At 66.5% G+C, this 13,266-nt stretch carries 9 protein-coding genes; 5 read left to right on the forward strand and 4 right to left on the reverse strand.

All coding sequences use genetic code 11. From position 1 onward, the window contains the following. Position 1: 1 nt before the first annotated feature. The gene (gene thrC, locus ASD15_RS19550; RefSeq protein WP_057156660.1) at positions 2-1,477 is read right to left on the reverse strand and encodes a threonine synthase; all 1,476 of its coding nucleotides are present in this window, start codon (positions 1,475-1,477) and stop codon (positions 2-4) included. A gap of 168 nt (positions 1,478-1,645) precedes the next feature. Between thrC and ASD15_RS19555 the strand changes: the two genes are divergently transcribed. From ASD15_RS19555 to ASD15_RS32935, 5 genes are all read left to right on the forward strand, one after another. Beyond that, positions 1,646-2,800: a glycosyltransferase gene (locus tag ASD15_RS19555; RefSeq protein ID WP_057156661.1), complete on the forward strand. Its 1,155-nt coding sequence runs from the start codon at positions 1,646-1,648 to the stop codon at positions 2,798-2,800. A gap of 44 nt (positions 2,801-2,844) precedes the next feature. Continuing rightward, positions 2,845-3,411 (forward strand): dual specificity protein phosphatase family protein, encoded by a 567-nt coding sequence (locus ASD15_RS19560; protein ID WP_082551992.1) that lies wholly within the window; start codon positions 2,845-2,847, stop codon positions 3,409-3,411. Beyond that, positions 3,411-4,016, forward strand: coding sequence for a hypothetical protein (locus tag ASD15_RS19565; protein WP_057156663.1), 606 nt, complete (start codon positions 3,411-3,413; stop codon positions 4,014-4,016). Before ASD15_RS19560 ends, ASD15_RS19565 begins: the two co-directional genes overlap by 1 nt. Positions 4,017-4,072: 56 nt before the next feature. Beyond that, positions 4,073-8,545 (forward strand): DEAD/DEAH box helicase, encoded by a 4,473-nt coding sequence (locus ASD15_RS19570; protein WP_057156664.1) that lies wholly within the window; start codon positions 4,073-4,075, stop codon positions 8,543-8,545. 245 nt (positions 8,546-8,790) lie between these two features. Continuing rightward, positions 8,791-9,672, forward strand: a complete 882-nt coding sequence (locus ASD15_RS32935; RefSeq protein WP_200954001.1) for a PEP-CTERM sorting domain-containing protein — start codon at positions 8,791-8,793, stop codon at positions 9,670-9,672. Here ASD15_RS32935 and ASD15_RS19580 read toward each other — a convergent pair. Genes ASD15_RS19580 through kbl form a run of 3 tightly spaced genes read right to left on the reverse strand, consistent with a single transcriptional unit; the run spans position 9,647 to position 13,252 of the window. Then, positions 9,647-11,026, reverse strand: coding sequence for an L-serine ammonia-lyase (locus tag ASD15_RS19580; RefSeq protein ID WP_057156666.1), 1,380 nt, complete (start codon positions 11,024-11,026; stop codon positions 9,647-9,649). The genes ASD15_RS32935 and ASD15_RS19580 overlap by 26 nt on opposite strands. A 35-nt stretch (positions 11,027-11,061) precedes the next feature. Next, the gene (locus ASD15_RS19585) at positions 11,062-12,024 is read right to left on the reverse strand and encodes an NAD-dependent epimerase/dehydratase family protein (protein WP_057156667.1); all 963 of its coding nucleotides are present in this window, start codon (positions 12,022-12,024) and stop codon (positions 11,062-11,064) included. Between the two features lie 22 nt (positions 12,025-12,046). Further along, complete coding sequence (gene kbl / locus ASD15_RS19590; protein WP_057156668.1) at positions 12,047-13,252, reverse strand: glycine C-acetyltransferase; 1,206 nt, start codon at positions 13,250-13,252, stop codon at positions 12,047-12,049. Between the last annotated feature and the right edge of the window lie 14 nt (positions 13,253-13,266).

Genomic DNA, 13,266 nt, shown 5'->3' on the forward strand with positions numbered 1-13,266 from the left:
ATTACAGTCCCGTATTGGTGGCGATGTAGTCCTTCATTTTGGCCACGTCGGCCGGCATCACGACGAAACGCTGCTCCAGCGCCTCGATGTTTTCGAAGCCGGCCGGACGCTCGGCATCCTCGCCCAGCGCTTCCAGAATGGTTTCGTTGAACTTGGCCGCCAGCGCGGTTTCCAGCACGATCATCGTCACGCCCGGTTCCAGGTTCTCGCGCGCCACCTTGATGCCGTCGGCGGTGTGGGTGTCGATCACGATGCCGTAGTCGTCGGCCACGTCGCGGATGGTGTCGAGGCGGTCCTTGTGGGTGGACTTGCCGGACTTGAAGCCGTACTGGGCCACCTTGGTGAACTCGTCGCCGTCGCTGCCAGGGTAGCCGGACAGGTCGAAGCCGCCGTGGGTTTCCACCTTCAGGAACAGCGCGCGGGTGCGCTCGGCGTCGCGGCCCACCAGGTCGTAGATGAAGCGCTCGAAGTTGGAAGCTTTCGAGATGTCCATCGACGGGCTGCTGGTATGGTAAGTCTCGGCGGACTTGCGCACGCGGTACACGCCGGTGCGGAAGAATTCGTCCAGCACGTCGTTTTCATTGGTGGCGGCCACCAGCTTGTCGATCGGCAGGCCCATCATGCGGGCGATGTGGCCGGCGCAGATGTTGCCGAAATTGCCCGACGGGACGGTGAAGGACACCTTCTGGTCGTTGCTGGCGGTGGCGGCCAGGTAGCCGCGGAAGTAGTACACCACCTGGGCCACGACGCGCGCCCAGTTGATGGAGTTGACGGTGCCGATCTTCTGTTTGGCCTTGAAAGGCAGGTCGTTCGATACGGCCTTCACCATGTCCTGGCAGTCGTCGAACACGCCTTCGACGGCGATATTGAAGATGTTCGGATCTTGCAGGCTGAACATCTGCGCGGTCTGGAAGGCGCTCATCTTCTTGTGCGGCGACAGCATGAATACGCGGATACCCTTCTTTCCGCGCATGGCGTATTCGGCGGCGCTGCCGGTGTCGCCCGAGGTGGCGCCGAAGATGTTCAGTTCAGCGTTCTTCTTGGCCAGCGCATATTCAAACAGGTTGCCCAGCAACTGCATGGCCATGTCCTTGAAGGCCAGCGTGGGGCCGTTCGACAGCGCCTGCAGCACCAGTCTCCTGCCCTTGGATTCTTCCAGCACGCGCAGCGGCGTGATGTCGGCGGGCGATTCGCCCTCGCGCGCGTTGCGGTACACGTCGGCGGTGTAGGTCTTCGCGGTCAGCGCCTTCAGGTCGGCTTCCGGAATGTCGGTGGCGAACTTCTTCAGGATCTCGAAAGCCAGTTCGGCATAGGACAGCTTGCGCCAGGCGTCGAGCTCGGCGCCGGTCACTTGCGGGTACTCGGTGGGCAGATACAGGCCGCCGTCCGGCGCGAGGCCGCCCAGCAGGATATCGGAGAACTGTTGCGGAGACTGCGATGCGGCCGACGCTGCGGCGCGGGTAGACACATATTGCATAGATGAGAAAGTCCGGTTGGCGTGCGAAATCGAGCGCCTATTATAGTGCGGCTCGGCCTTTGCTGTTATATCGCATTGTTTTATGTATATTTCGAATAAGGGCGCGACAGGTGATTTTACCAAAAAAGCAATCTGGTATGATTGTCATTTCCGCACTCTCGTACTCCCATGAAACCGCAAAAGATCCTGCTCCTCAGCGTGTCGGCCGGCGCCGGCCACATGCGCGCCGCCGAGGCGATCCGCGCCCATGCCGGCGACAGCGTGCAAGCCATCCATCTGGACGTGATGGATTACGTCAGCGCCGGCTTCCGCAAGCTCTACACCGACTTCTACATCACGCTGGTGAACAAGCTGCCCGCGCTGTGGGGCTATCTGTACCAGGCCACGCATGACGCGCCGGCACGCAGTTCCATGCAGCGGCTGCGGCGCGGCGTGGAGCGGCTCAACACGCGCGCACTGATGAAGGAAATCGGCGCCTTCCAGCCCGACGCCATCATCTGCACCCACTTCCTGCCAGCCGAGCTGCTGTCGCGCGCCATTGCCAAGGGCGAGCTGCATTGCCCGGTGTGGGTGCAAGTGACCGACTTCGACCTGCACCGGCTGTGGATACAAGACAACATGGCGGGCTACTTTGCCGCCAATGACGAGGTGGCGTTCCGCATGCGCGCCGCAGGTGTGCCCGCCGCGCGCGTGCACCAGACGGGCATCCCCATCATGCCGGCATTCGGCCAGCCGCTGCCGCGCGCGGCCTGCGCGGCAGCGTTCGGGCTGGACCCGGCGCGCCCCACCTTGCTGATGATGGGCGGCGGCGCCGGCCTGGGCAGCCTGCACACCGTGGCCGCGCGCCTGCTCGCATTGGAGGGCGACTTCCAGCTGATCGTGCTGGCGGGTAAAAACGCGCAGGCGCTGACGGCCCTGCAGCAGCTGGCGCTGCGCCATCCGGGCCGGCTGCTGGCGCAAGGCTTCACCAGCCAGGTGGAGCGCCTGATGGCATGCGCGGACCTGGTGATCACCAAACCGGGCGGGCTGACCACGTCCGAGTGCCTGGCCATGGGTCTGCCAATGATCGTCAACTCGCCCATCCCCGGCCAGGAGGAACGCAACGCCGACTTCCTGCTCGAGCAAGGTGTGGCGCTGAAGGCCTTCGATCACGTAACGCTGGAGTACCGCGTGCAACTGCTGCTGCGCGATCCGGCGCGCCTGGCGGAAATGGCCGGGAAGGCGCGCGCGCTGGGCAGGCCCGACGCGGCCCGCCGGGTGCTGGAGCGCGTACTCGCTCAACCGGAAGCGCCGCGGCAGTTCGCCAGCGCGCGTGCGGCATGAAGGCGCCGTCCGCCATGGCCTGCGCCGCGTTGCTTGCAGCCCTCATGACTGCCACCGCAGCAGCGACAGCGACGGCTGCTTCGCCGGCTAAGCCCGCGCAAGTTGAGGCAGTGACCGCGCGCAACCAGGACTGGGCCACCCTGATCCACGAGCCCGGCAACCTGTACAGCGTGACGCCGACCTTGTTCCGCAGCGCGCTGCTGCGGCCGGACGACGTCAAGCGGCTGCAGGCCCTGGGCATCAAGACCGTGGTCAGCCTGCGCGCCTTCCACAATGACAAGAAAGTCCTGCGCGGCAGCGGCATCAAGCCGGTCAGTGTGCCGATCAACACCTGGGACATCAGCGACGGCAAGATCATCCAGGCGCTGCGCGCCATCCGCGCGGCCGAGCAGCACGGGCCGGTGCTGCTGCACTGCCAGCACGGCGCCGACCGCACCGGCCTGGTGACGGCCATGTACCGCATCCTGTACCAGCAGCGCAGCAAGGAAGACGCGCTGCGGGAAATGAAGGAAGGCGGCTACGGCTACCATTCGGTCTGGAAAAATATTGAATCGTACCTGCGCAAGGTGGATGTGGAAGCTATCCGCGCAGGCGTGGAAAGGGAACTGTGATGACGCGCACCACCCTGCTGGCACTGCCCGCCGCCCTGCTGTGCCTGGGCGCCGGTGCGGCCGAGGCGATCGACCCGGCCAGGCTGTCCGAGAAGGAAGTCACACTGCACGAAGTGCACTCGAAGGCTGAGCCGAAAGGCAAGGCCTTCGTCGCGGCCACCATCATCGGCGCACCCATGTCCAGGCTGTGCGCCATCATCCAGGACTACGCCGCCTATCCGGGCTTCATGCCCAGCGTGTCGCACACGGCCCTGTCCAAGGCAGCCAGCGGCAATCCGCTGGTCGATATGACGCTCAAGTTGCCACTTGGAAAAGTTAAGAAATACCGCTTGGAAATGACGCCAACAGTCAGCGCGCAGCAGTGCCGGCTGGCGTGGATCATGGCGCCGTCCGCCGGGTTGAGACCCGAGGAAACCATCGCTGGAACGGACGGCTACTGGCAGCTCTCGCCCGTCGCCGGCGACGGCGCCAGGACCGTGGTGCAGTATTATGTCTACACCGATCCCGGTCCCGTACCGCTGGGCGCTGGCTGGATCGTGGACAGCATGAGCAAGGACAGCCTGCCCAAAACGCTGGAAGCGCTGCGCGCCAGGGCTGCGCGCTAGGCGCCAGGCAGGCCGGCCCCCTTGCCATCCACGGCGGCGCCCCCACCTGAACCGCTATGAACAAGCGCACGCCATTGCCTGGCCTTGCCGGGGACTTCCATCCCGCCGTTGCGGCGTGGTTCGGTGCGGCTTTCCCATCCGCCACCGAGGCGCAGCAACGCGCCTGGCCGCAGATCCAGGCCGGCCGGCCCACGCTGGTGGCCGCGCCCACCGGTTCGGGCAAGACCCTGACCGCCTTCCTGGCCGCCATCGACGCGCTGGTGCGCGCCAGCAGCGGCGGCCCGCTGCCGGACGAAACCCGGGTACTGTATGTATCGCCGCTCAAGGCGCTGTCGAACGACATCCGCCTGAATCTGGAGGCGCCGCTGGAAGGCATTGGCGCGCAACTGGCGGCCATGGGCATGCCGCCGCACGGCATCCGCGCCGCCGTGCGCACCGGCGACACCACCACCGCCGAGCGCAACGCCATGCGGCGGCGCGCGCCGCACATCCTCGTCACCACGCCCGAGTCGCTGTACGTGCTGCTGGGTTCCGACAGCGGACGCGCCATGCTGTCGACCGTGCGCACCGTGATCGTGGATGAGATCCACGCCGTGGCGGGCAGCAAGCGCGGCAGCCACCTCACGCTCAGCCTGGAGCGGCTGGATGCGCTGTGCGCGCTGAATGCACCGGACGGGCAACGTCCGGTGCGGGTGGGCCTGTCGGCCACCCAAAAGCCCTTGTCCGCAGTGGCCGATTTCCTGGTCGGCGGCGGCGGCGACCATGCATGCGCCGTGGTGGACGTGGGCCACGTGCGTGCGCGCGACTTGGCGCTGGAACTGCCGCCGGTTCCGCTTGAAGCAGTGCTGCCGAACGAAGTGTGGGAGCGTGTCTACGACCGCATGGCCGAGCTGGTGGTACTGCACCGGACCACACTCATTTTTGTCAATACGCGGCGCCTGTCGGAGCGCATCGCGCGCCACCTGGGAGACCGGCTGGGCGCCGGGCACGTGGCCGCGCACCACGGCAGCCTGGCCAAGGAATACCGGCTGGCGGCCGAGCAGCGGCTCAAGAAGGGCGAGCTGCAGGTGCTGATCGCCACCGCGTCCCTGGAGCTGGGCATCGACATCGGCGACGTGGACCTGGTGTGCCAGGTGGGCTCGCCCCGCAATATCGCCTCCCTGCTGCAGCGCGTGGGCCGCTCGGGCCACCACGTGGGCGGCATGCCCAAGGGGCGCCTGTTTCCCACCTCACGGGACGACCTGATCGAGTGTGCCGCGCTGCTGGACTGCGTGCGGCGCGGCGAGCTGGATGCGTTGCGCATACCGTCGGCGCCGCTGGACGTGCTGGCGCAACAGATCGTAGCCGAAGTGGCGTGCCGCGAATGGAGCGAGGACGAGCTGTTCGAGCTGGTGCGCCGTGCGCAGCCCTACGCGCAGCTGGGGCGGGCGCGCTACGACCAGGTGCTGCGCATGCTGGCCGAAGGCTACACGACGCGCAACGGCGTACGGGGCTCCTACCTGCACCGCGACGCGGCCAGCCGTTCGCTGCGCGGACGGCGCGGCGGCAAGCTGGCCGCCGTCACGTCGGGCGGCACCATCCCGGACAATGCCGACTATACGGTACTGCTGGAGCCACAGGGGCAGTCGGTGGGCACGGTGAACGAGGACTTCGCCGTGGAAAGCCTGGCGGGAGACGTCTTCCAGCTCGGCAACACGTCCTACCGTATCATGAAGGTCGAGGCAGGCAAGGTGCGGGTGGAGGACGCGCACGGCGCAGCGCCCAACATTCCGTTCTGGCTGGGCGAGGCGCCCGGACGCAGCGATGAACTGTCCGCCGGCGTGGCGCGCCTGCGCAGCGAGATCGAGCGGGAGTTGGCTGCGGCCGCCAGCGGCGGCGGTGAGGCAGCGCTGGACCGCGCCGTGGCCTGGCTGGAAGAGCATCTCGGCATGCACGACGCAGCCGCGCGCCAGATCGTCGACTACCTGGCCGTGGCGCGCGCCGCCCTGGGCGCCCTGCCGACGCAGAATACGCTGGTGATGGAACGCTTCTTCGACGAATCCGGTGGCATGCAGCTGGTGATCCACGCGCCTTACGGCAGCCGCATCAACCGCGCCTGGGGCCTGGCGCTGCGCAAGCGCTTCTGCCGCACCTTCAACTTCGAACTGCAGGCCGCCGCCACCGAAGACGCCATCATCCTCTCTCTATCGACCAGCCACAGCTTCCCGCTGGACGAAGTATGGCGCTACCTGCGCTCCAGCAGCGCCGAGCAGATCCTGGTACAAGCCCTGCTGGACGCCCCGCTCTTTAACGTGCGCTGGCGCTGGAACGCCACCACCGCCCTGGCCCTGCCACGCTTCACCGGTGGCCGCAAGGTCGCGCCGCAACTGCAGCGCATGAAAAGCGACGACCTGCTGGCGTCGGTGTTTCCGGACCAGGCGGCGTGCCTGGAAAACATCGTGGGCGAACGCGAACTGCCCAGCCATCCCCTGGTGGACCAGACGCTCGATGACTGCCTGCATGACGCCATGGACAGCGAAGGCTGGCTGGCGCTGCTGCGCCGCATGGAGGCGGGTCACGTGCGCCTGCTTGCGCGCGACCTGCCCGCGCCTTCCCCGCTGGCCATGGAAATCCTGAACGCCCGCCCCTACGCCTTCCTGGACGATGCACCGCTGGAAGAGCGCCGCACGCAAGCCGTGATCAACCGCCGCTGGACCGATCCCGCCAGTGCCGGCGATCTGGGCGCGCTGGACGCGGACGCCATCGCCGGGGTGGCTGAGGACGCTTGGCCAAACGCGCGCACCGAAGACGAAATGCAGGAAGCACTCGTTGCGCTGGCCTGCCTGACCCACGAAGAGGCGCAGCGGCAGGAGGGCTGGCCGGCATGGCTGGCGGCCCTCGCACACCAAGGCCGCGCCACCCGCCTGCGGGGCGGCGGCAGCGGTAGCGCCGGCGATCCCGCAGCCACAGGTGGCGGCGGACCTGATCTGTGGGTCGCCCTCGAACGCCTGGACTGCCTGCAAGCTGTTTATCCCGGCGCCACGGCGGCCCCGGCGCTGACTGTCCCCGATAGCCATCGCGGCAACGGCCCGGACGACTGGACGCGCGACGCCGGGCTGGTCGAGCTACTGCGCGCCCGCCTCACCGGCTTCGGGCCGCAGCCGCTGGCCGCCATCGCAAGCGCACTGGCACTGCCCGAAAGCACCGCCGCCATCGCCCTGGCCCAACTGGAAAGCGAAGGCTACGTCATGCGCGGCCGGTTCACACCCGGCGTGGCGGAGGAAGAATGGTGCGAACGGCACCTGCTGGCGCGCATCCACCGCTACACCATCAGGCGGCTGCGGCGCGAAATCGAGCCTGTCGAGCAGCAGGACTTCATGCGCTTCCTGTTCGACTGGCAGCACCTCACGGACGACACGCAACTGCAAGGCCAGGACGCGCTGCCCGCCGTGCTGGCCCAGCTGGAGGGCTACGAAGCGGCCGCCGGCGCCTGGGAAGCCGACCTGCTGGCGCCGCGCCTGCGCGACTACTCCATCCTGTGGCTGGACGACCTGTGCCGCGCCGGCAAAGTGGTGTGGACCCGCGTCGGCGCGCCGCGCTCAGCAGCGGGCGGTCCGGTGCGCAGCACGCCCATCGTACTGCTGCCGCGCCGCCAGGCCGCGCTGTGGCACGGCTTGAACGGCGCCAGCGAACCGCCCGAGGTGTCGTCCCGCGCCGCCGCCGTGCTGGAACTGCTGCAGCGCCACGGCGCCATGTTCCTGGACGAACTGCAGCAAGACGCGCGCATGCTGCCGGTGGAGCTGGAAAACGCGCTCGGCGAGCTGGTGTCGCTCGGCCTGGTGAACGCCGACAGCTTTGCCGGCATGCGCGCCATGCTGCTGCCCGCATCCAAGCGCGCCAGCAACGACAAGCGCCGCCGCCGGGGCGCCGGCCCTACCATGGAAGAAGCGGGCCGCTGGGCGCTGGTCCGGCGCGACGCCGCAAACACGGCCAGCGCGCTAGCCCCGCCCGCAGCCGGGCTCTCGGCGGTCCGCCCCGCCGGAGCCAGCGCCAGCACCTCCACACCCGGCAAACCTGCCCGCAAGCCGCGCCTGCCACCCGAGACGCTGGAGTACGTCGCCATGATCCTGCTGCGGCGCTATGGCGTGATGTTCTGGCGCTTGCTGGAGCGCGAGGCATCGTGGCTGCCGTCCTGGCGCGAACTGCTGCCGGTTTACCACCGGCTGGAAGCGCGCGGAGAAATCCGTGGCGGGCGCTTCGTGGCGGGCTTCTCCGGCGAACAGTTCGCGCTGCCCGAAGCCATCCCCTTGCTGCGCGAAGTGCGGCGGCGCCAGCACAACGGCAACCTGGCCTGCATCTCCGGCGTGGACCCGCTCAACCTGTGCGGCACGCTGCTGCCCGGCGACAAGGTGCCCGCCGTGCCGGGCAACCGCATCCTGTTCCGCGATGGACTGCCGGTGGCGACCATCGTTGCCGGCAAGCTCAGCTATCTGTCTCCGCCCGGCGCCGAACGCGAACTGTTGCACGCGCGCCTGGTGGGCAGGCGCTAACGCGATCAACCACGCCCGCCAGCCGCTGTGCCCAAACCCCGCGCAGCAGAAGATCGGCAAGCTTCCCTATGGTCACAACGGTGCCGTCTACCTTCTTGAGCGCGACCGGTTAGGGATCATCCCGAACGTGGAAAACCGGGCGCTGGCGGGAGTCAAGTACGTAAACGTAAGGCCCGGCCAGCACCAGCATTTAATGCTAAAATCCGGCGACGTACTTTGATGTCATTTTTACATTGGAGGCATTCATGCGTCGTCTGCTGCTGGCAATTTCCTTTGTGTGCGGACTGGGCAGCGCTCCAGTGTACGCCACGCCCACTCAAACCAGTTTTGCCGCTGACGGCTATTCCGCCACATGGGACTGCCGCTACCGGTCCGATATGTCGCGCTGCAACCCGGTCAACCCGACGCTGAATGGCAGCACGACGCGCTGGCAGTCGGGTGCCAGCTCCAGCGCTTCGAGCCCCCGGGGCGAAGCATGGTCGCTGGCCACGGCTGACGCGGGCGCGTATTTGCCTATCCTGAAAACCTATGCCGCCAGCAATGCCGACTATGTGCCGGATGCGCCGAACGGCGAGACGTCCATGGCCGACGCCAATATTTGGGGCGTGCAAGGCTACCGCTACTCCGGCGCGACGCCGTTCGAGCTGACAGTGAGCGTAACGCTCGACTCGCAGTTCTCCCCTGCCGTCGCCGGCGCGGGATACAACCATTCGTTCTTCGCGGTGAGCCTGTTCGACGTTGAAGGCTATGCGTTCGACTACAATCAGAATGCGGCGAGCGGCAGCACCTGCCCGATTCTTCGGACGGCAACCGGGCCTGGCTGCGCAAGCTTGCCCGCGATCTTCGCGCGGGACCAGAAGTTCCTCTACGACACAGGCTCCGTCACCACCACGGTTTCATACCTGCTCAATCCCGGCCAGGCCTTCTATGTCGGCGCCTACCTGGATGCGAACGTATGCTGTGGCGGCGTGGTGGACTCGTCGCACACGCTGACCATGCGCTTCAACGACGCCACCATGCTGGACAGCTTTGCAGTAACCATGGTGCCCGAGCCGGGCCAATGGGCGCTGATGCTCTCCGGCCTGGCGCTGCTTGCCGTTGTCAGCAGGCGGCGTGGTTCACGGTGACTACGTGGATGGCGAGGCCGCCCAGCGAGGTTTCCTTGTATTTGACCTGCATGTCGGCGCCGGTCTGGCGCATGGTTTCGATCACGTCGTCCAGGCTGACGAAGTGGGTGCCGTCGCCTTTCAGCGCCAGCGAGGCGGCGGTGATGGCCTTCACCGCGCCCATGCCGTTGCGCTCGATGCAGGGGATCTGCACCAGCCCGCCGATCGGATCGCAGGTCATGCCGAGGTGGTGTTCGATGCCGATTTCGGCCGCGTTCTCGATCTGCAGGTTGGTGCCGCCCAGTGCCGCCACCAGGCCGGCCGCGGCCATCGCGCAAGCCACGCCGACTTCGCCCTGGCAGCCGATTTCGGCGCCCGAAATGGACGCGTTGCGCTTGCACAGCATGCCGATGGCCGCAGCCGTCAGCATGAACTCGCGCACGCCCTTGACCGGATCGCTCGGATGGCAGTCTTCCGCGTAGTAGCGCAGCACTGCCGGGATGATGCCCGCCGCGCCATTGGTGGGCGCCGTGACAACGCGGCCGCCGGCGGCGTTTTCCTCGTTCACCGCCATCGCGTACAAGCTCACCTGGTGCAGCGCGTCGTGCGGCAGCGCGTTGGCGACGTCGCCGCCTCTGGCTTGCAGCCACAGGCCGGCAGCGCGGCGTTTCACATTCAGGCCGCCCGGCAGCTGGCCGGCGGTTTCCAGCCCGTGCGCGATGCAGTCGCGCATCACGTGCCAGATCCGGTCCACGCCGGCGTTCAGCTCATCTTCCGAAACGCGCATCAGCTCATTGGCGCGCAGCATTTGCGGGATGGTCAGGCCGGTGCGTTTGCCGTGTTCCAGCAGCTGGGCCATGGTGTCGAACGGATATGGCAACTCGACCGCTGGCCGGCCGTCGATGCCGCCGGTCTCGCCCTCTTCGCGAATGAAGCCGCCGCCCACCGAGTAGTAAACTTTGCTCAGCACCGAGCCGTCGGCGCGCTTGAGCGTGAAGCGCATGCCGTTCGGGTGCTCGGGCAGCGTTTCGGCCTTGTGGAACAGCAGGTTCTGCGCGCGCGTAAACGGCACCGCATGGGTGGCGAGCAGCTTCAGCTCCTTGTTCGCTTCGGCCGCAGCGAGCATGGCGTCCACTTGCGTGGGATCGACATGCTGCGGCGTCTCGCCCATCAGGCCCAGGATCACCGCCTTGTCGGTGGCGTGGCCGACGCCGGTCAGCGCCAGCGAGCCATACAGGGCAGCTTCCACCTCTACCACGTCATCCAGCGGACCGGCGTCGACCAGGAAACGGCGCGCCGCCACCATCGGTCCCACGGTGTGGGAACTGGATGGCCCGATGCCGATTTTAAACAGGTCGAAAACGCTCATGTCCATTGGATGTCTCTTTATAGTAGTTAGCGGGTAGCTATTCAGGCGGCCTGGCCCAGGCTGACGTCGATGTTCGCCAGCATGTCCTTGACCATCTCTTCGGTGCCGACCTTGGCTCGCCAGCCCCAGTCGGCGGTCGCGTGGCAGTCGTCCAGACTGTGCGGCCAGGTATCGGCAATCGCCTGGCGGCTGTCCGGCTTGTATTCGATCCTGAACCCCGGCACGGAGCGGGTAATCGCCTCGGCCAGCTGCGCGGGATTGAACGACACGCCGGCCACATTATATGAGGAACGGACTTTAATTTGTGACGCAGGTGCCTCCATCAATTCCACAGTTGCGCGGATGGCGTCGGGCATGTAGATCATCGGCAGCGTGGTCTGCGGGCCGAGGAAGCACTCGTAGGTCTCGCCGCGCAGCGCCGCGTGGAAAATGGCGATGGCGTAGTCGGTGGTGCCGCCGCCCGGAGGCGACTTGTAGCTGATGATGCCCGGGTAGCGGATGCTGCGCACGTCCACGCCGTATTTCAGGAAGTAGTACTCGCACAGGCGCTCGCCGGCCAGCTTGCTGATGCCGTAGATGGTGGTCGGGTCCATGATGGTCAGCTGCGGCGTGTCGTGCGACGGCGTGTTGGGGCCGAAGGCGGCGATCGACGATGGCCAGAACACGCGCAGCGGCTTGCCCTCGGCGCCGCGCACCCGCGCAACTTCCAGGATGTTGAGCAGGCCGTCCATGTTCAGGGTCCAGGCCTTCAGCGGGGCCGCCTCGCCGGTGGCCGACAGCATGGCCGCCAGCTGGTACACCTGGGTGATGTTTTCGGAAGCCACCAGGGTTGCCAGTGCGTCCTTGTCCAACACGTTCAGCACCTGGTAGCGCGCTGCGTTGTAGACATTTTTGGCGCCGATGTCGGTGGCGATGACGTTTTGGGCGCCATGTTTCTGCGCCAGCGCGTCCACCAGTTCACTGCCGATCTGGCCGTTTGCGCCAATTACTAAAATGCGTTCCATGCTGTGCTTTCTGTTCTCTGATTTAGTTCTTCAGCAAGCCGAGTTCCCGGCCTGCCTGCTCGAATGCTGCCAATACCGTGTCCAGTTGCGCGCGGGTGTGGGCGGCGGACAGCTGCACACGGACGCGGGCCTGGCCCATCGGTACTACGGGGTAGAAGAAGCCGCTGAGCAAAACGCCCAGCTCGTACATTCGTGCAGCGAACTTCTGCGCTACGGGCGCTTCGAACAGCATCACCGGCACCACCGGGTGGGTGCCCGGCTTGATGGTGAAGCCGATGCGCTCGATCTCCTTGCGGAAGTAGGCGGTGTTCTCGTGCAGGCGGTCACGCAGCTCGGTGGAGGCGGACAGGCGCTTGAGCACGGCCAGCGAGGCGCCGGCGATCGAGGGCGCCAGGGTATTGGAGAACAGATAAGGGCGCGACTTCTGGCGCAGCGTGTCGATCACTTCCTTGCGGCCGGAGGTGAAGCCGCCCATGGCGCCGCCCAGGGCCTTGCCCAGGGTGCCGGTGATGATGTCGATCTTGCCCAGCACATTGTGATGCTCGTGGGTGCCGCGCCCGGTCTTGCCCATGAAACCGGAAGCGTGGCATTCGTCGATCAACACCAGCGCGCCGTATTTCTCGGCCAGCTCCACGATCTTGTCCAGCTGGGCGATGGTGCCGTCCATGGAGAACACGCCGTCGGTGACGATGATCTTGTTGCGCTTGCCGGCGGCGTCCTGCAGCTGCTTTTCCAGGTCGGCCATGTCGTTGTGGGCGTAGCGGAAGCGCGCGGCCTTGCACAGGCGGATGCCGTCAATGATGGAGGCGTGGTTCAGCGCGTCCGAAATGATGGCGTCGTTCTCGTCGAACAGCGGCTCGAACACGCCGCCGTTGGCGTCGAAGGCGGCTGCGTACAGGATGGTGTCTTCGGTGCCCAGGAAGGCGGAAATGGCCTGTTCCAGTTCCTTGTGCACGGTTTGCGTGCCGCAAATGAAGCGCACCGACGACAGGCCGTAGCCGTATTTCTCGGTCGCTTCGATGGAGGCCTGGGCCACCCACTCTTCGCCGGACAGGCCCAGGTAGTTATTGGCGCACATATTGATGAGCGTGCGGCCGTCCTGCGCCACCACTTCCGATCCCTGGCGGGAAGCGATCACGCGCTCCGGCTTGTACAGGCCCTGTTCGCGCAGGGTATCCAGATTCTGCTGCAGGCCGGTGTAGAAGGCGTTTTTCGCTTGCTCGCTCATGATCTTCCTCTTTT

It is taken from the genome of Massilia sp. Root351, from assembly GCF_001425045.1.
GTDB lineage: Bacteria > Pseudomonadota > Gammaproteobacteria > Burkholderiales > Burkholderiaceae_D > Rugamonas.